At 61.4% G+C, this 16,053-nt stretch carries 19 protein-coding genes; 13 read left to right on the plus strand and 6 right to left on the minus strand.

Annotated elements, in window-relative coordinates:
* Window positions 1-207 precede the first annotated feature (207 nt).
* From HGO38_RS01015 to HGO38_RS01025, 3 genes are all read left to right on the plus strand, one after another.
* A complete protein-coding gene (locus tag HGO38_RS01015; RefSeq protein WP_250954062.1) occupies window positions 208-1,986 on the plus strand; it encodes an acetolactate synthase 3 large subunit in 1,779 nt (592 codons plus the stop codon).
* Between the two features lie 22 nt (window positions 1,987-2,008).
* A complete protein-coding gene (gene ilvN, locus HGO38_RS01020; RefSeq protein ID WP_250954063.1) occupies window positions 2,009-2,581 on the plus strand; it encodes an acetolactate synthase small subunit in 573 nt (190 codons plus the stop codon).
* A gap of 161 nt (window positions 2,582-2,742) precedes the next feature.
* Window positions 2,743-3,012 (plus strand): hypothetical protein, encoded by a 270-nt coding sequence (locus HGO38_RS01025; protein WP_250954064.1) that lies wholly within the window; start codon window positions 2,743-2,745, stop codon window positions 3,010-3,012.
* Between the two features lie 12 nt (window positions 3,013-3,024).
* On the opposite strand, the gene HGO38_RS01030 is transcribed toward HGO38_RS01025, so the two are convergent.
* Entirely contained in the window at window positions 3,025-3,870 is an 846-nt protein-coding gene (locus HGO38_RS01030; RefSeq protein ID WP_250954065.1) for an aldo/keto reductase, read from the minus strand.
* 143 nt (window positions 3,871-4,013) lie between these two features.
* On the opposite strand from HGO38_RS01030, the gene HGO38_RS01035 reads away from it, so the two are divergent.
* From HGO38_RS01035 to HGO38_RS01060, 6 genes are all read left to right on the plus strand, one after another.
* Window positions 4,014-4,607, plus strand: coding sequence for a LysE family translocator (locus tag HGO38_RS01035; RefSeq protein WP_250954066.1), 594 nt, complete (start codon window positions 4,014-4,016; stop codon window positions 4,605-4,607).
* Between the two features lie 34 nt (window positions 4,608-4,641).
* Complete coding sequence (locus HGO38_RS01040; RefSeq protein ID WP_250954067.1) at window positions 4,642-5,433, plus strand: bestrophin-like domain; 792 nt, start codon at window positions 4,642-4,644, stop codon at window positions 5,431-5,433.
* Between the two features lie 141 nt (window positions 5,434-5,574).
* Window positions 5,575-6,150 carry a nitrile hydratase subunit alpha gene (nthA, locus tag HGO38_RS01045; protein WP_250954491.1) on the plus strand — a complete coding sequence of 192 codons (576 nt, stop codon included), beginning with the start codon at window positions 5,575-5,577 and terminating at the stop codon, window positions 6,148-6,150.
* Window positions 6,147-6,806: a nitrile hydratase subunit beta gene (gene nthB / locus HGO38_RS01050; RefSeq protein ID WP_250954068.1), complete on the plus strand. Its 660-nt coding sequence runs from the start codon at window positions 6,147-6,149 to the stop codon at window positions 6,804-6,806. The genes nthA and nthB overlap by 4 nt, the downstream gene beginning before the upstream one ends.
* Window positions 6,793-7,164 (plus strand): nitrile hydratase accessory protein, encoded by a 372-nt coding sequence (locus HGO38_RS01055; protein WP_250954069.1) that lies wholly within the window; start codon window positions 6,793-6,795, stop codon window positions 7,162-7,164. The genes nthB and HGO38_RS01055 overlap by 14 nt, the downstream gene beginning before the upstream one ends.
* A 118-nt stretch (window positions 7,165-7,282) precedes the next feature.
* Window positions 7,283-8,410, plus strand: coding sequence for an ATP-dependent DNA helicase (locus tag HGO38_RS01060; RefSeq protein WP_250954070.1), 1,128 nt, complete (start codon window positions 7,283-7,285; stop codon window positions 8,408-8,410).
* A gap of 185 nt (window positions 8,411-8,595) precedes the next feature.
* Here the strand turns inward: HGO38_RS01060 and HGO38_RS01065 are convergent, their stop codons facing one another.
* Entirely contained in the window at window positions 8,596-9,288 is a 693-nt protein-coding gene (locus HGO38_RS01065) for a MerR family transcriptional regulator (RefSeq protein ID WP_250954071.1), read from the minus strand.
* A 563-nt stretch (window positions 9,289-9,851) separates the two neighbouring features.
* On the opposite strand from HGO38_RS01065, the gene HGO38_RS01070 reads away from it, so the two are divergent.
* Window positions 9,852-10,604, plus strand: coding sequence for a pyridoxine 5'-phosphate synthase (locus tag HGO38_RS01070; RefSeq protein ID WP_250954072.1), 753 nt, complete (start codon window positions 9,852-9,854; stop codon window positions 10,602-10,604).
* Between the two features lie 82 nt (window positions 10,605-10,686).
* On the opposite strand, the gene HGO38_RS01075 is transcribed toward HGO38_RS01070, so the two are convergent.
* Window positions 10,687-11,577, minus strand: a complete 891-nt coding sequence (locus HGO38_RS01075; RefSeq protein ID WP_250954073.1) for an SDR family oxidoreductase — start codon at window positions 11,575-11,577, stop codon at window positions 10,687-10,689.
* Between the two features lie 140 nt (window positions 11,578-11,717).
* Between HGO38_RS01075 and HGO38_RS01080 the strand changes: the two genes are divergently transcribed.
* Window positions 11,718-12,128 carry a winged helix-turn-helix transcriptional regulator gene (locus tag HGO38_RS01080; protein ID WP_250954074.1) on the plus strand — a complete coding sequence of 137 codons (411 nt, stop codon included), beginning with the start codon at window positions 11,718-11,720 and terminating at the stop codon, window positions 12,126-12,128.
* A gap of 18 nt (window positions 12,129-12,146) precedes the next feature.
* Here the strand turns inward: HGO38_RS01080 and HGO38_RS01085 are convergent, their stop codons facing one another.
* The 3 genes from HGO38_RS01085 to HGO38_RS01095 form a co-directional block, all read right to left on the minus strand.
* Window positions 12,147-13,040, minus strand: a complete 894-nt coding sequence (locus HGO38_RS01085; protein ID WP_250954492.1) for a bifunctional helix-turn-helix transcriptional regulator/GNAT family N-acetyltransferase — start codon at window positions 13,038-13,040, stop codon at window positions 12,147-12,149.
* 113 nt (window positions 13,041-13,153) lie between these two features.
* Window positions 13,154-13,528: a DUF4087 domain-containing protein gene (locus HGO38_RS01090; protein WP_250954075.1), complete on the minus strand. Its 375-nt coding sequence runs from the start codon at window positions 13,526-13,528 to the stop codon at window positions 13,154-13,156.
* 163 nt (window positions 13,529-13,691) lie between these two features.
* Window positions 13,692-13,937, minus strand: a complete 246-nt coding sequence (locus HGO38_RS01095) for a hypothetical protein (RefSeq protein ID WP_250954076.1) — start codon at window positions 13,935-13,937, stop codon at window positions 13,692-13,694.
* 380 nt (window positions 13,938-14,317) lie between these two features.
* On the opposite strand from HGO38_RS01095, the gene HGO38_RS01100 reads away from it, so the two are divergent.
* Window positions 14,318-14,956 (plus strand): TetR/AcrR family transcriptional regulator, encoded by a 639-nt coding sequence (locus HGO38_RS01100; RefSeq protein ID WP_250954077.1) that lies wholly within the window; start codon window positions 14,318-14,320, stop codon window positions 14,954-14,956.
* Window positions 14,957-15,027: 71 nt separating this feature from the next.
* Entirely contained in the window at window positions 15,028-16,047 is a 1,020-nt protein-coding gene (ilvC, locus tag HGO38_RS01105; RefSeq protein ID WP_250954078.1) for a ketol-acid reductoisomerase, read from the plus strand.
* The last annotated feature ends 6 nt before the right edge of the window (window positions 16,048-16,053 follow it).

Consider the following 16,053-nt stretch of genomic DNA (forward strand, 5'->3'; position numbering starts at 1 on the left):
ACGAGCATCAGTTTTGCGGCTAACACTTCGGACATGAGAAATTTTCGTGCACTTATTGTGGTGGGACCGCGCATGGGCAGGATGGTGTAACCATCCGGCGTTAGCCACCCATGCGCGAAACGACAGGCTCCTTCAAGGGGCCTTTTTTTATGGCCAAAACCGGGCTTTAAGCCCTTGCAAAAATCCCAAAGGCAGATGGACACAGGCATGACGGGCAAAGACAATCAGATGACCGGCGCTGAAATCGTTTTGAAGGCGTTGAAGGACAACGGCGTCGAGCACATCTTCGGTTATCCGGGTGGAGCGGTGCTGCCGATCTATGACGAGATCTTCCAGCAGGAGGAGATCCAGCACATTCTCGTGCGCCATGAACAGGGCGCCGGCCATGCGGCCGAAGGCTATGCCCGCTCGACCGGCAAGGTTGGCGTCATGCTGGTGACGTCAGGGCCGGGCGCCACCAATGCCGTGACGCCGCTGCAGGATGCGCTGATGGATTCGATTCCGCTGGTTTGCCTGACCGGCCAGGTGCCGACCTCGCTGATCGGCTCGGACGCCTTCCAGGAATGCGATACCGTCGGCATTACCCGTCCCTGCACCAAGCACAATTGGCTGGTCAAGGACGTCAACGATCTGGCCCGGGTCATCCACGAGGCCTTCCGCATTGCCCAGACGGGCCGGCCGGGTCCTGTCGTCGTCGATATCCCGAAGGACGTGCAGTTTGCCACCGGCACCTATACGCCGCCGGAAAGCCATGAGGTCCAGCACAGCTACCAGCCGAAGACGCAAGGGGATCCGCGCGCCATCCAGGCCGCGATCGAGCTGATGTCCAAGGCGCGCCGGCCGATCATCTATTCCGGCGGCGGCGTCATCAATTCCGGACCGGACGCCTCCCGGCTGCTGCGCGAACTGGTCGGCCTCACCGATTTCCCGATCACCTCGACGCTGATGGGTCTCGGTGCCTATCCGGCGTCGGGCAAGAACTGGCTCGGCATGCTGGGCATGCACGGATCCTACGAAGCCAACATGGCGATGCATGATTGCGACGTCATGGTCTGTATCGGCGCACGCTTCGACGACCGCATCACCGGCCGGCTGAATGCCTTTTCGCCGAATTCCAAGAAGATCCACATCGATATCGATCCGTCCTCGATCAACAAGAATGTCCGCGTCGACATTCCGATCAACGGCGATGTCGGCCGGGTATTGGAAGACATGGTTCGCCTGTGGCGCGCCCTGCCGAAAAAGCCGGACGCGGAACAGACGGTCGAGTGGAAGGAGAGCGTGGCGCGCTGGAAGGCGCGCAAGTCCTTCTCCTATACGCCGTCGAAAGACGTCATCATGCCGCAATATGCCATCGAGCGGCTCTATGAGCTGTCCAAGCATCGCGACACCTATATCACCACCGAAGTCGGCCAGCACCAGATGTGGGCGGCCCAGTATTTCGGCTTCGAGGAGCCGAACCGCTGGATGACCTCGGGCGGTCTCGGCACCATGGGTTACGGTTTCCCGGCGGCGATCGGCGTGCAGATCGCCCATCCCGACAGCCTGGTCATCGACATTGCCGGCGATGCATCGATCCAGATGTGCATCCAGGAAATGTCCTGCGCGGTGCAGTATAATGCGCCGGTCAAGATCTTCATCCTCAACAACCAGTATATGGGCATGGTGCGCCAGTGGCAGCAGCTGCTGCATGGCAACCGCCTGTCGAATTCCTATACGGAAGCGATGCCGGACTTCGTCAAGCTGGCGGAGGCCTATGGTGCGGTTGGCCTGCGCTGCGAAAAGCCGGGCGATCTGGATGGCGCCATCCAGGAAATGATCGACGTGAAGAAGCCGGTGATCTTCGATTGCCGCGTTGCCAACCTTGCCAATTGTTTCCCGATGATTCCATCCGGCAAGGCCCATAACGAAATGCTGTTGCCCGACGAGGCGACCGACGATGCCGTTGCGACGGCGATCGACGCCAAGGGCCGCCAGCTGGTTTGATGAAAGGGAGAGGATAGACATCATGAACGCACACCTACAGCCCACGGGCTCCGCCTACTTCATCTCTCCCGAAACCGCCGCCATCGAAAGCCATACGCTTTCGGTGCTGGTCGACAACGAGCCGGGCGTCCTGGCCCGCGTCATCGGCCTGTTCTCCGGCCGCGGCTATAATATCGAGAGCCTGACCGTCTCGGAGACCGAGCACGAGGCGCATCTGTCGCGCATCACCATCGTGACGCGCGGCACGCCGAGCGTGCTCGAGCAGATCAAGGCGCAGCTGGAGCGCATCGTTCCGGTGCACCGCGTGCTCGACCTGACGGTTCGAGCCCGCGAGCTTGGCCAGGAACGGCCGATCGAGCGGGAAGTGGCGCTGATCAAGGTGGTCAGCTCCGGGGAGATGCGCGCCGAAACCCTGCGGCTGGCCGATGCCTTCCAGGCCAAGGTGGTCGATGCCACGGTCGAGCATTTCATCTTCGAGCTGACCGGCAAGTCGTCGAAGATCGATCAGTTCGTGGCCATCATGAAGCCGCTCGGCCTCAATGAAATCTGCCGTACAGGGATCGCCGCCATGAACCGCGGCTCGCAGGGCATGTAAATTCTGACACAAGTCGCCGTTCTTCAAGAGGCCTTGCGGGCGATCCCGCAAGGCCTCTTTGGTTTCACTTGGAGGGCCAATAACCCATCACAGAGGGGTGATCGGGGTTGCTTGAACAAAATCCTGCCTCATGCGTTAACGAGGCGAAGGAGAATTTCGCCATGAAGAAGGCAATCGCAATCCTACTCGTCGCAATGGTATCGGTGCCTGCAGCCGTCGCTGGCGTGTCGATGTCAGACCGCGCAACATCCGGGGCGTCCTACACCAATGTCGCCCTGGCCAAGACCGACCGGGTCGTTCCATTGATCAGCCAGGATCTGCCCGAAGAAACCGTCAGCGAATGGGTGCTGGATTGCTACGATACGTTCGGACCCGAAGGCGGCAACCCGAACGAGAACGATTTGTCGCAGTGCCTGACGACGGCCGGCTAAATCTCGGCGACCTCAGAGCATTTCCAAAGCCATTTTGGACTGCGGCGGCGGAAAAGCCGCATCCAGAACATCCCAATCCGCATCGCTGATATCAAGATCGACCGCACCGCGGTTTTCGCGCACACGCCGCAGATTGGACGATTTCGGGATCGGCACCACGCCGTCCCGCTCCAGCAGGAAGGCCAGAGCCACTTGCGCCGGCGTTGCCTGATAGGATTTGGCGACGTGGATCAATTCCGGATGGTGGACGAGGCGGCCCTGCTCGATCGGCGAATAGGCCATGATCGGAACGCCGCGCGCCTGACACCAGGGCAGAAGATCAAACTCGATGCCGCGCCGCGACAGGTTGTAGAGCACCTGGTTGACGGCACAGTTCGCGCCATCCGGCACGGCAAACAGTTCTTCCATATCCGCGACGTCGAAATTCGAGACGCCCCAGGCGCCGATCTTGCCGGCTTTCTGCAAATGTTCGAAGGCGGCGACCGTTTCTGCCAGCGGATACGCGCCGCGCCAGTGCAGCAGATAGAGATCCAGCCGGTCGGTGTTCAGTCGCGCCAGGCTTCTGTCACAGGCGGCAATGGTCTTTTCGAAGCCGGCATTGCTGGGAAAGACCTTGCTCACCAAAAAGACCTCGTCGCGGCGATCCTCCAGCGCCTTGCCGACCATCCTCTCCGAGCCGCCATCACCGTACATTTCCGCCGTGTCGATCAGCGTCATGCCGAGATCGATGCCGAGGCGCAGGCTGTCGATCTCGGCATTGGCGCGGGCTGCTGCTTCGCCCATGTTCCAGGTGCCAAGGCCAAGGGCCGGGATTTCCTGGCCGGAGGGAAGGGTGACGGTGGGGATAGGGTCGTGCATGGGGGCCTCGTAATTGCGTGCGATGTAGCTTAAACATGGCGAGCGCAGTTTCAATCATCTTCGAATTGCCACGGTGACAATTCCGGGATGGCAGGGCACCGCGGCCGCGATTATCGTCCGGCAAAATCATCCGGAGGCATAACTTGGAACCCGCAACCCTTTCGGCGCTGACGCTGTTTGCCTTCACGACATCGATCACACCAGGCCCGAACAATATGATGCTGTTTGCCTCCGGGGTGAATTTCGGTTTTCGCCGGACCATCCCGCATATGCTGGGCATCGGGGCCGGCTTTTTGTCGTTGTTGATCGGCGTGGGTCTCGGCCTTGGCGCGCTTTTGGCCACCGTGCCGCTGCTGTTCCTGGCCTTGAAGATTGCCGGCGGGCTTTATCTGCTGTGGATCGCCTATAAGATCGGCATGTCGCGCAGCCTGGGCGAGGGCAAGGCCGGCGCGCGGCCGATGACGTTTCTGGGGGCTGCCGCATTCCAATGGGTCAATCCGAAGGCCTGGGTCATGGCGGTGACGGCCATGGCGACCTATACGCAGGCCGATCGCTATTTCGGAAGCGTTGCCTTGGTCGGTCTTGTGTTCGCGGCGGTCAATGTGCCGTCGGTTTCGACCTGGGCCGGCTTCGGCTCGGCGCTGCGCGACTGGCTGTCGGTTCCGGTCCGGCTGAAGTGGTTCAACATCACCATGGCGCTCTTGCTTGTCGTCAGCCTATGGCCGATGCTGAAATAGCTTCGGGGCCATTGTGGGAGATGACGGTCAGGCGATGATGGACTTTCTGCTCTCCGCTTTGGGCGGGCTCGTGTTTGTCGCTGCCGCCGTGGCGCTGGTTCTCGGCAGCTATTTTCTGGCGCGCCGCCTGCTGACAACGGGCGGTGAGGGCGATCGCACCCATGATGCGGCCGGTACGGTTGCCGTGCGGGTAGCCGCCCTGCATGGCCTGATCCTTGCTCTGGTCTATGCTCAGGAACTCGACGACTACAAGGGCATCCGTACTGTCCTGACGCAGGAAGCCGTCGCCATTTCCGACGTTTTCAACGATGCGCAACGCTATGGCGGTCCGATGGCAGCCCCCATCCAGCAGAATCTGGCGACCTATGTGGCGCTGGTGGTGAATGAGGAGTGGGCGTCGCTTGCCAAACGGCAGGGCTTGAGTGCCGCGGCGTGGATCGAATGGGACAAGGCCTATAATATCCTGCTGGACCTGGAGCCTTTGAGCGATCGCGAGCGTTATCTGAGCGAGCGCATGCGGGACCGGATCACCGAGGTCGCGGGTTTCCGGCAGATGCGCGAGGCGCCGTCGCTCGGCACGTTTGCCGGCCTGTTCTGGGCGCCGGCGCTGATCGGCCTGGTCTGCGTGGCCGCTCCCTTCTACGTCTACCGGCCGACGCGCACCCATATCGCGCTGCTGTCGATGTTCGGCGCCTATTCGGGCGTCATCCTGTTTTTCATCTTCGCCTTTTCCAATCCTTTCGCGGCACCCGGCCGACTGGATCCAGCACCGTTCGAGCATCTTTTGAAGGGGGATATCGGCACAGCATTGCCGCCGAAAGGCTGACTTGTGCTATCGCCGTCAATAGGATTGAATTTTGCCCACCGACCCTTGGGAGACTGGTTCTTGGTTCACGATCACCACCATCCGCACGACCACGATCATCACGGTGACCATGGCCATCATCACGATAACGAATATTCCGATATGCAGGCGCGGGTGAAGGCGCTCGAGACCCTGCTGACGGAGAAGGGGCTGATCGATCCGGCCGCCATCGATGCCATCGTCGAAACCTACGAGACCAAGGTTGGCCCGCGCAATGGCGCGGCGGTGGTGGCCAAGGCCTGGACCGATCCGGCCTTTGCGGAATGGCTGAAGGCCGATGCGACGGCGGCGATTGCCAGCCTTGGCTTCACCGGCCGGCAGGGTGAGCATATGCGCGCCGTGTTCAACACACCGGACACCCACAATATCGTCGTCTGCACCCTGTGCTCCTGTTATCCCTGGGCAGTGCTCGGCCTGCCACCCGTCTGGTACAAGGCGCCGGCCTATCGCTCGCGGGCAGTGATCAATCCTCGCGCGGTGCTTGAGGAATTCGGCGTAACATTAGATAAATCTAAGAAGATCCGGGTTTGGGATTCGACGGCCGAGTTGCGCTATCTGGTCGTGCCTGAACGTCCGCCGGGGACACAAGGCATGGCGGCGGAGGCGCTGGCAGAGCTTGTGACACGCGATTCGATGATTGGCACCGGTCTGGCGCTATCGCCGGAGCAGCGCCCATGAACGGCCCGCACGATCTGGGCGGACAGATGGGGTTCGGCCCGGTTGCTCCCGAAAAGGACGAGCCGTGGTTTCATGCGGAGTGGGAAAAGCGGGCGCTGGGGATCACACTCTCCTGCGGCGCCTTCGGCGCCTGGACGATCGACGAGAGCCGGCATGCCCGCGAAACCATTCCGCCGGCCCAGTACCTGGCTGCCAGCTATTACGAGATCTGGATCAGGGCCGTCGACACCCTCCTGGAGCGGCACGGTTTTGCAACGCGGCAGGAATTGCTGTCGGGCCATCATGCGGCGGCCGGCGCCGTGCCGAAACGCGTCCTGACGGCAGACATGGTGCCGGCGGTTCTGGCCCGCGGCGGACCGTGCGACCGGCCGGTGCATTTCGAGCCGCACTTTGCGCCGGGCGACTGGGTGCACACCAAGAATTTCCATCCCGAGACCCATACGCGGCTGCCGCGCTACGCCCGCGGCAAGCAGGGCGTGATCGAGGCGGTGCAGGGCAGTTTCGTTTTTCCTGACGACAATGCGCATGGCAAGGGCGAGAATCCGCAATGGGTCTATACGGTGGTGTTTTCGGCCGACGAGATCTGGGGCGAGGGTGCGGATCCGACGCTCACCGTGTCGATCGATGCCTGGGAGAGCTATCTTGAGCCGCTGTGAAGAGCCTTCCTCGCTGGTGCAATCCCCGGGTCTGCCGGTGTCTCCGGACGGCGAACCGGTGTTTGCCGAGCCGTGGCATGCGCAGGCCTTTGCGATGACGGTGCATCTGCATCAGCAGGGCGTGTTTGCCTGGAGCGAATGGGCAGAAACCCTGTCGACGGAATTGCACAGACCCGGCCGTGCTCTGGACGGCAGCGACTATTTCGACGGCTGGGTGGCCGCGCTGACCACGCTTCTGGCCGAGAAGGGCGTGGCCGACGAGGCTCTGCTTCTCGATCTCCAGCAGAGCTGGCAAAGGGCGGCGCAAGCGACGCCGCATGGAAGCCCGATCGTACTCGCCAATGATCCGATGCGGTGAAGGCTCGTCCCGCTCGAACGATGTTCCGGGCGATGGCACCATTCGCAGGCCCATTCCGGGTCGCAGTTTCGCCGGCCGTCGCCTTGCCTTTTGCCGACGAATCCTGCCAAGTCGCCCGATGCAATTCGCACCGCAACAGGACGAGGCCTTGAAGGCCGTTTCGAAGTGGCTGAAAGACGGCAAGCAGCCGGTTTTCCGTCTGTTTGGCTATGCCGGCACCGGCAAGACGACGCTTGCCCGGCATTTTGCCGAGAATGTCGATGGTGACGTGCTGTTCGCCGCCTTTACCGGCAAGGCGGCGCAGGTGCTGCGCTCGCGTGGGGCCACCAATGCCCGCACCATCCATTCGCTGATCTACCGGCCGCGCGGCGAGGAATCGGTCGAGGACGAGGAAACCGGCAAGACGTCGATTTCGCCGATGTTTGCCATCAACCGCCAGAGCCCGCTTGCCAAGGCGGCGCTGATCGTCATCGACGAATGCTCGATGGTCGACGAGCAATTGGGCAAGGACCTGATGAGCTTCGGCACGCCGATCCTGGTGCTGGGCGATCCCGGCCAGTTGCCTCCGGTTTCCGGCGGTGGCTATTTCACCGATCAGGAGCCGGATTACCTGCTGACCGACATTCATCGCCAGGCGCGCGACAATCCGATCATCCAGCTTGCCATGCATGTGCGCGAAGGCAAGGAGATCATGTATGGCGACTATGGCACGGCACGGGTGATTTCCAAGGCGGAGGTGACACAGGAACTGGTGCTGGAGGCCGATCAGGTTCTGGTCGGCACCAACAAGACACGCCGTCGCTATAACAAAAGACTGCGCGAGTTGAAGGGTTTTACCGCGGATTATCCGCAGGCCGGCGACAAGCTGGTCTGCCTGCGCAACGACCAGGTCAAGGGCCTGCTGAACGGGTCGCTCTGGCAGGTCATGACCTCGTCGCGCGAGACCGTGAAACCGGGCATCAACCTTTTGATCAAGCCCGAAGACGACGACATGGATCGCGGCGCTGCGAAGATCAAGCTGCTCAAGGCGTCGTTCGAGGATGTCGAGACGGAAATTGCCTGGGCGACGCGCAAGCGCTACGACGAATTCGACTACGGCTATGCCCTGACCGTTCACAAGGCGCAGGGTTCGCAGTGGAACAATGTCGTGCTGTTCGATGAGAGCTGGGCGTTTCGCGATACGCGCGAGCGCTGGCTTTACACCGCCGTCACCCGTGCTGCCGAGACGCTGACCATCGTGCGATAGGCGCTTTCCCCTATTGCTTTTTGATGGACGGCAGCATGCCGATCAGATCTCTGTCCGTCTTGCCGGATTGCGTGGCGGTATCGGAGAGGCTGAGGCCATTCGTGGCGGCTGTGAGGGGGCATTGGTTTAAACCAAAGAAATATGTGCCAATGCCGTTGTGACTGTGTCCTTGTGGATCAGTCAGCTCAGGAGGCCACGACACCCATCAGCACCGCCTTGGCCACGGCCTGAAACCGATTGTTGGCGTCGAATTTGCGGATGATCTCGTTTTCCAGAACCGTAATTTCTTCGTGCTTGAGCTGCAATGCGCGGGCAATTCGCATCGGCGCATAACCCTCGGCCATCAGTTCAAGGCAGCGTCGTTCGAGCGCGTTCAAAGAGACCGTGTCCCGGCCGTCGGCCCTGGCCGTCGGCGGCTCGCTGTCGTCATGGGCGAGAAGGCTGTTGATCTGCTGCATCTGCCGGCGGATAATCGACAGGCCGGAGGTCAGTTCGCGCTTTCGCACGGTGAGGGAGTCGCGGAAAATCTCGTCGGTCTGTTCCTGCGAGTTGGCGGCCGCCAGTTCCTCCAGCAGGTCCTGGATGACGGCGACCGGCATGCCGACCTCCCGGCAGGCGTTGATCAGCGCCATGCGCACGACATCGCGATGAAAATAGACACGCATCAGTCCGACACGGCTGGCCGATAGCAGTCCCTTTTCCTCATAAAAATGCAATGTCCGGTGCGTCACGCCAAACAGGTTGGCCATATCCGCAATGGCGACCGGTTCGCTCGGCATGGCATAGGGCAAGGCTATCCTGGGCAGGTATTCATGATGCTGGTCGTGTTGGTTGGCCGTCGTCTTTTCTACGTGGAGATTCTCGGATTGGTCCGCCATGGTTCCCCCCATTTTGTCGGCGTACGTATTTCCCTCTTGTCCATCCGGCGCGTCGGGCTGCGTGCCGATGACCCCTTAAATTTACGGGTCTCTCGCCGGCATTCCTGATCTGCCTGCAACGCGAGCGGCCCCACTTTCCGTCGCGATAGGCAAATGTCATAATCGATCAGGATAGGCGCGCGATGGCGGTTTTGTAAACCGCAGGCTGTGCGGTTTCTGCAATTGGCGGGCAAAATACGCCTATTGTCTTACCGCTGCGGCAGACCGCGCTACAACCAACGCAATCATGCGTTGTCGACCAGGCGTGAGTGCGCCGTGCAAGGCTTGCCGATCTTGCCTTTAGCCTCCATGCATCAATGTCCTCGATGGAATTATCTGCGAAACGCGTTGGCGTTTTCGGCGGAGATCGCCTAAATGCTGGACGCAGTGCGATCGGCTGGGGCTTCGGTCTTTTTCGGGATGTCCGGGGCCGTTGCGTGCTGTGCTGCCGGGTGCGGCGGATCTCTCGAAGCCTTGTGGGGCGGAGCGATCGCCGGACGATAATCGTGAATGGGATTGATCCGATGCCTGCGAAACTGTCCGTCAACCTCAATGCCATTGCCATGCTGCGCAACCGGCGCGACCTGCCGTGGCCGGATGTGGCGCATCTCGGCCGATTGGCGCTCAAAGCCGGCGCCAGCGGCCTGACGGTGCATCCGCGCCCGGATCAGCGGCATATCCGCTTTTCCGACCTGCCGGTGCTGCGCGCCTTGATCGACGATGAGTTTCCGCAAGCCGAGTTCAATATCGAGGGCTATCCGACCGAGGACTTCCTTGCTCTGTGCGAGGCGACACAGCCGGAACAGGTGACCCTGGTGCCCGACGATCCGTCGCAGGCAACCTCCGATCATGGTTGGGATTTTGTGCGGCATGCCGATTTGCTGAAGAGTGTCGTCGGACGACTCAAGGCCAATGGTATGAGAGTGTCGCTGTTTGCCGATGGCGACGGCGACGAGGCGGCGGTGCTGGCGGCGAAAGCGACGGGTGCCGACCGGATCGAGCTTTATACCGGCCCCTATGGCGGCTGTTTCGACGATCCGGACGGCGCGCGCCTGCAACTCGATCTGCTCGGACGAACGGCCGATGCGGCACTGAAAGCCGGTCTCGGCGTGAATGGCGGCCACGACCTGACGGTGGCCAACCTGCCGGCGCTGGCAAAACGCATTCCGCATCTGGCGGAGGTGTCGATCGGCCATGGGCTCACGGCCGATGCTCTGGAATATGGCATGACGGAAACGGTCCGCCGCTTCTGCCGGGCCTGCGGCCAGACACTCTGACGGAGATATCCGTCTTGCTTCGTGCGTTTCGACGGTAGAACAGACCCGCTTGGCACTGATTGGCCGAGCGGGTCTTTTTGTATCAGCCGTTGAGGGCCGCGGTATTGGCTTCGAGGAAGCTTTTCAGCGAGGCGGGTGCCGTGCCGGTCAGCGTTTCGATATCACCGGTCACCATGGCAATCTGGCCTTCGCGGGTATTGGCATCGAACGAGACCAGCATCGGCACGAGGAAGTCGGGCAGGCCCGCCGCTTTCATGCCGCCGGCCAGCTGTTCGTCGCTGACGTGAACGACCTCCAGAGGCTTGCCGGTGACGTCGCGCACCAGGGCAGCGATGTCGTCGGTCGTATAGGCGGTGCTGCCGGTCAGGGTGTAGGTGACGCTTGCGGCTTCATCGGCGACCAGGGCGGCGGCGATGGCGCGGGCAATGTCTTCGCGGCCGACATGGGCGATGACGCCCTGGCCGGTCGAGGTATACCATTGGCCGCTGGCCAGGGCATGGGGCAGGGCCATGAACAGGTTTTCCATGTACCAGCCATTGCGCAGGATCGTGTAGGCAATGCCGCTGGCCTTGATCGCCTGTTCGGTGCCGAAATGATCGGGCGCAAAGGTCACCAGGCTCTTGCCCGGCTCGGGGTTCGGCATGGAGGTGTAGAACAGGCGCGATACACCGGCCTTGACAGCGGCATTGACGGCGGCCGTATGCTGCTCCAGGCGGCGGCCCGGACGATCGAGCGCATCGGTGGAAATGATCAGCAGGCGCTCGACGCCGGTAAAGGCCTCGTCCAGGCTCGCCGCATCGTCGAAATCCACCTTGCGGGTGACAACGCCCTTGGCAGCAAGATCGGCGAGCTTGGCCGTGTCACGGCTGGCGGCAATGATCTGCGCCGGTGCTACGCCCTCAGTCTCGATCAGGTTGCGGATGACGGACCGGCCAAGATGTCCGCTGGCGCCGGTGACAAGATACTTGCTCATTTCTATCCCTTTCCAGAGGCGGGTTTGTCATCCGCCTGAAATTAGTAACTCTCTAATTGAGAGTAGGGGTAAAATAGGAATTGACCGAGGCTTGTAAAGAAGGCAGTTTTTGGTGCCTACCAGATTTGAAAGGAACCGCAATGGATGCGTTTGCCACGGCCCAAAGCGACAGGCTTGCGGTCTACAAAGAGCAGTCTGCCGCTGGCGGGAGGCTCGAGGACTGCCCTGTGCGCGCCGTGATCGGCAAGATCGGCGACAAGTGGTCGACGTTGTTGCTGCAGGCGCTGGCGGAAAAACCCTATCGCTTCGGCGCCTTGCGACGGCTGGTTCCGGATATTTCGCAGCGCATGCTGACCCAGACCCTGCGCGACCTGCAGCGCGACGGCTATGTCGACCGGACGGTGTTTCCGACCAAGCCGCCCAGCGTCGAATACCGCCTGACGGATCTAGGGGTCTCGCTCTACGGATCGCTCGCGCCGTTGCTCATCTGGGCGGAACGTCATCATCCATCCGTCGTCGAGGCCCGCAAACGTTTCGACGAGGCAGCCTGACCCCGCCGCAAGGGGCGTTCAGAGATCCAGAACCCAGGTCTGGCCGATCAGTTCGGGTCCGAACAGGGTATGGCGTTCTTCCGCCTCAAGCCGAAAACCGGTCTTCCTGTAGATGGCGATGGCCGGGTGCAGGATGTCGTTGGTCCACAGGGACAGGCGATGATATCCGGCGCGGCGGGCAAAGCGGATACATTCCTCGACCAGGAGCCGTCCCAGCCCCAGGCCGCGCGCTGCCTCGTCGACATAGAGCAGGCGCAGCTTGGCGACGCCCTCGCCGCCGTTCATGATCATGATCGAGCCGATATTGACGCCGCTGCGTTCGGCGATCCAGCAGTGCTCAAGGGCCGGATCATGACCTTTCAGAAACTTTGCGACAACCTCGGCGACCAGCGCCTCGAACTGGTCGTTCCAGCCAAAGGCGGCGGTGTAGAACCGGGCCTGCGACTGCACGATCCAGCCCATGTCGCCGGGCCGGTGCGCACGGATGACCGGTGGTTGCCGTCGGCCACCGTCGGGATGGAGCAGATGGCGGATGGCCGAAAAGGATTGGCATAATCGGCTGCGATCGTCGGGCGAAAGCGGCTGCAGCATGTCGGCGATCTGCCGGCGAGATCTGTCCCCCAACTGCTCGAAGAGCGTGTGACCGATAGGCGTGATGGTGACGATCTGGCTGCGCCGGTCCTGCGGATCGGTCTGCGTCTCGATCACACCCTCCGTCTTCAGGCGCTTGATGATGCGGCTGAGATAGGCCGGGTCGAGATGCAGGTCGCGGCTGAGCGTGCGGGCGGTGAGGGATTTTGCTGCGCCGATTTCGTAGATGACCCGCGCTTCGGTCAGCGTATAGCCGCTGTCCAGATAGCCGCGACCCAGAACGCCGAGACGCTCCGTGTAGAACCGATTGAAGGCCCGCATGGCCTCCACGACCGTTTCGTCTTCTGTAATGGCCACTGCCGAATCCCTCCGTCGCCTAATCGTGGACTATGTCCCGCAATTAATGGACGGAGTCAATTAAATACGCGAGTGGTTCATTCCGGTGCCGGCAAGGCCTTGTCCCGGGTGCATTTGGCCAGCGGCAATTGCCGGAAAGCGTAGACGGCGGTGATGCGCTCTGCCGCGGCATCGGTTTCGACATCCATGCAGGCGCAGGCATAGCCGTAATAGCCATTGGTCTGGACGAAGTCGCGGGTGGAGAAGTCGCCGATATTCTCCATGCCGAGCGCTTCTTCATCGCTGCCCTGGGTGGAGAGCACCCATGTCCCCTGGCTATCGTCGAGCCAGAGATTGCCGGGCGTCGGATTCTGGAGCCAGCCGCAGCGGGTTTCCTTGGCAAGGGCCGCGCCGGGCAGAAGCGGGAGGGCGAGGGCAAGGGCAAGGGCGATGGCAAGGCGGCGGGGCAGCATGACGGGCATCCTTTTCTGTCGGCGCTTGAGCGAGGTGTGTTCGTCATAGCTGCGAAACGGGCCGTTGAGAAATGCCAAATATGGGTCAATTCAGAAGGTACTAAAAAAGTCGAAAGGCCCCGCAGCACTCTGCTGCGAGGCTGTCGGGGCAGGGATCTTGCCGTTAGCTGTTGGCGATGGTGCGGCTGACCAGTGAAACGCTGTGGTCGGCGTTGACCTTGTAGACTTCGCGCACTTCGTCACCGTCCTGGCTGGTGAAGGTGTGGAAGAAGTTGCTGCCGACCGGCGACTTTTCGAGGATCGTCTGATGGCCGTTATAGGTGATCGAACCCTGGATCGGCTCGAGCGCCATGGCCGCGGAGGAGGCAGCGAGGACCGAGAGCAGGGTGGTGGTTGCGAGAATTTTCATAAGGGTACTCCGAAATTTCTGTCTGTTATTTCATCGAACCGTTTGGTTCTGTGAACAGTAATTGGGCCATATTTTTCCGAGATGCAAGATCTAATTGCGCGCAATCGAACCGATCGGTTCTGTGAAGTGATCGATTTTGTCGTCGGGGGCTTGAAAAAATATCCTTGTTAAAACAGTTTCTTGCTTGTTCTTTCGGATGATTGCTGGACTGGCGGAAAAATATTTTTTTCTGCTCGTTTCAAAGAAACGTGATGGGATGGGACCGCGTGTCCGCCTCTGGAATAGGCAAAGTTCGGCCACTCAGAGGGGCTTGACGGCGGTCGAAGCAATTCGTACACAGAACCGTACCGTACGGTACTTCAAGCCCCGAGAGGATTGTTTTGCAGATTGAGCCCGCCAGCCTTGCCGAGTTTTCGCCGCGCCAGAGTGCCGTCCTGGCCGAAGCGCTGCGCCTGCTGGTCGACGGCGGCGAGAAGGCGCTGACGACGGCGGGACTGGCGCGGGCTGCCAATTGCTCGAAGGAGAGCCTCTACAAGTGGTTCGGCGATCGCGACGGGCTGCTGTCGGCGATGATCTCGTTCCAGGCCAGCAAGGTCAGGACATTCGAGCGCTCCGGCGAACGGCTGTCGGCGGAAACCCTGCGCGACCATCTGGAACTGTTCGGCCGTGACCTGCTCGACGTGCTGGCCGGTGACGTGTCGCTGGCCTTGAACCGCTTGGCGATCGGCCAGACCAGCCGCGACAGTTCCAAGCTCGGCAAGCTGCTGATCGAACGCGGCCGTCGGCAGATCGATCGCCGGGCGAGGGCGCTGCTGGATTCCGGCCGGCGCGACGGCCTGCTGCGGTTTGCAGATGGCGAAGAGACCTATCGAACGCTCTATGGGCTGATCGTCTGCGATCTGCATGTGCGCATGCTGCTCGGCGAACGCCCGGAGACGGACAATTTCGAGGCCAGGGCGGTGAAGGCGGTGTCCGCTTTCCTGACGCTCTATGGCACGGAGAAGATTCTGGCGGCCTGAGGGACAGATGCCCGGCCAGGCCGCCGGCGGAAGACCACACACAACCGACAAGCATAGGGAAGGAAAAATCAATGCGCGTCTATTACGATCGTGATGCTGACTTGAACCTCATCAAGTCCAAGAAAGTGGCCATCATCGGCTATGGTTCGCAGGGCCGCGCCCATGCGCTGAACCTCAAGGACTCGGGCGCCAAGGAACTGGTCATTGCACTGAAGGCCGGTTCGCCGACCATCAAGAAGGCCGAAGCCGACGGCTTCAAGGTCATGACCGTTGCGGAAGCTGCCGGCTGGGCCGACCTGATGATGATGGCGACGCCGGACGAATTGCAGGCCGACATCTACAAGGCCGATATCGCGGGCAACATCCGCGACGGTGCAGCGATTGCCTTTGCGCACGGCCTCAACGTGCATTTCGGCCTGATCGAGCCGAAGGCTTCGGTCGACGTCGTGATGATCGCGCCGAAGGGCCCGGGCCATACGGTTCGCGGCGAATACCAGAAGGGCGGCGGCGTTCCTTGCCTCGTTGCCATCCATCAGAACGCCTCGGGCAATGCGCTTGAACTGGCGCTCTCCTACGCCTGCGGCGTTGGCGGCGGCCGTTCGGGCATCATCGAAACCTCGTTCAAGGAAGAATGCGAAACCGACCTGTTCGGCGAGCAGGTCGTCCTGTGCGGCGGTCTCGTCGAGCTGATCCGCGCTGGTTTCGAAACGCTGGTCGAAGGTGGCTATGCGCCGGAGATGGCCTATTTCGAATGCCTGCACGAAGTGAAGCTGATCGTCGACCTGATCTATGAAGGCGGCATCGCCAACATGAACTACTCGATCTCCAACACGGCGGAATGGGGCGAATACGTCACCGGCCCGCGCATCATCACGGCGGAAACCAAGGCCGAAATGAAGCGCGTGCTGACCGACATCCAGACCGGCAAGTTCACCTCGGACTGGATGCAGGAATACCGTGCCGGCTCGGCCCGCTTCAAGGGTATCCGCCGCCTGAACGACAGCCACCAGATCGAAGAAGTCGGCACCAAGCTGCGCGCCATGATGCCGTGGATCGGCAAGAACAAGCTGGTCGACAAGAGCGTCAACTGATCGCTT

Source organism: Rhizobium sp. CG5 (assembly GCF_023701945.1).
Taxonomy (GTDB): domain Bacteria; phylum Pseudomonadota; class Alphaproteobacteria; order Rhizobiales; family Rhizobiaceae; genus Allorhizobium.

What these genes read in the sequence shown, in the direction of transcription:
- HGO38_RS01060 (WP_250954070.1), top strand. Translation starts at nt 7,283, where the DNA reads ATGCAATTCGCACCGCAACAGGACGAGGCCTTGAAGGCCGTTTCGAAG.
- HGO38_RS01065 (WP_250954071.1), bottom strand. Translation starts at nt 9,288, where the DNA reads ATGGCGGACCAATCCGAGAATCTCCACGTAGAAAAGACGACGGCCAAC.
- ilvN (WP_250954063.1), top strand. Translation starts at nt 2,009, where the DNA reads ATGAACGCACACCTACAGCCCACGGGCTCCGCCTACTTCATCTCTCCC.
- HGO38_RS01095 (WP_250954076.1), bottom strand. Translation starts at nt 13,937, where the DNA reads ATGAAAATTCTCGCAACCACCACCCTGCTCTCGGTCCTCGCTGCCTCC.
- HGO38_RS01075 (WP_250954073.1), bottom strand. Translation starts at nt 11,577, where the DNA reads ATGAGCAAGTATCTTGTCACCGGCGCCAGCGGACATCTTGGCCGGTCC.
- nthA (WP_250954491.1), top strand. Translation starts at nt 5,575, where the DNA reads ATGCAGGCGCGGGTGAAGGCGCTCGAGACCCTGCTGACGGAGAAGGGG.
- HGO38_RS01080 (WP_250954074.1), top strand. Translation starts at nt 11,718, where the DNA reads ATGGATGCGTTTGCCACGGCCCAAAGCGACAGGCTTGCGGTCTACAAA.
- HGO38_RS01090 (WP_250954075.1), bottom strand. Translation starts at nt 13,528, where the DNA reads ATGCTGCCCCGCCGCCTTGCCATCGCCCTTGCCCTTGCCCTCGCCCTC.
- ilvC (WP_250954078.1), top strand. Translation starts at nt 15,028, where the DNA reads ATGCGCGTCTATTACGATCGTGATGCTGACTTGAACCTCATCAAGTCC.
- HGO38_RS01070 (WP_250954072.1), top strand. Translation starts at nt 9,852, where the DNA reads ATGCCTGCGAAACTGTCCGTCAACCTCAATGCCATTGCCATGCTGCGC.
- nthB (WP_250954068.1), top strand. Translation starts at nt 6,147, where the DNA reads ATGAACGGCCCGCACGATCTGGGCGGACAGATGGGGTTCGGCCCGGTT.
- HGO38_RS01025 (WP_250954064.1), top strand. Translation starts at nt 2,743, where the DNA reads ATGAAGAAGGCAATCGCAATCCTACTCGTCGCAATGGTATCGGTGCCT.
- HGO38_RS01015 (WP_250954062.1), top strand. Translation starts at nt 208, where the DNA reads ATGACGGGCAAAGACAATCAGATGACCGGCGCTGAAATCGTTTTGAAG.
- HGO38_RS01030 (WP_250954065.1), bottom strand. Translation starts at nt 3,870, where the DNA reads ATGCACGACCCTATCCCCACCGTCACCCTTCCCTCCGGCCAGGAAATC.
- HGO38_RS01085 (WP_250954492.1), bottom strand. Translation starts at nt 13,040, where the DNA reads ATGCGGGCCTTCAATCGGTTCTACACGGAGCGTCTCGGCGTTCTGGGT.
- HGO38_RS01040 (WP_250954067.1), top strand. Translation starts at nt 4,642, where the DNA reads ATGATGGACTTTCTGCTCTCCGCTTTGGGCGGGCTCGTGTTTGTCGCT.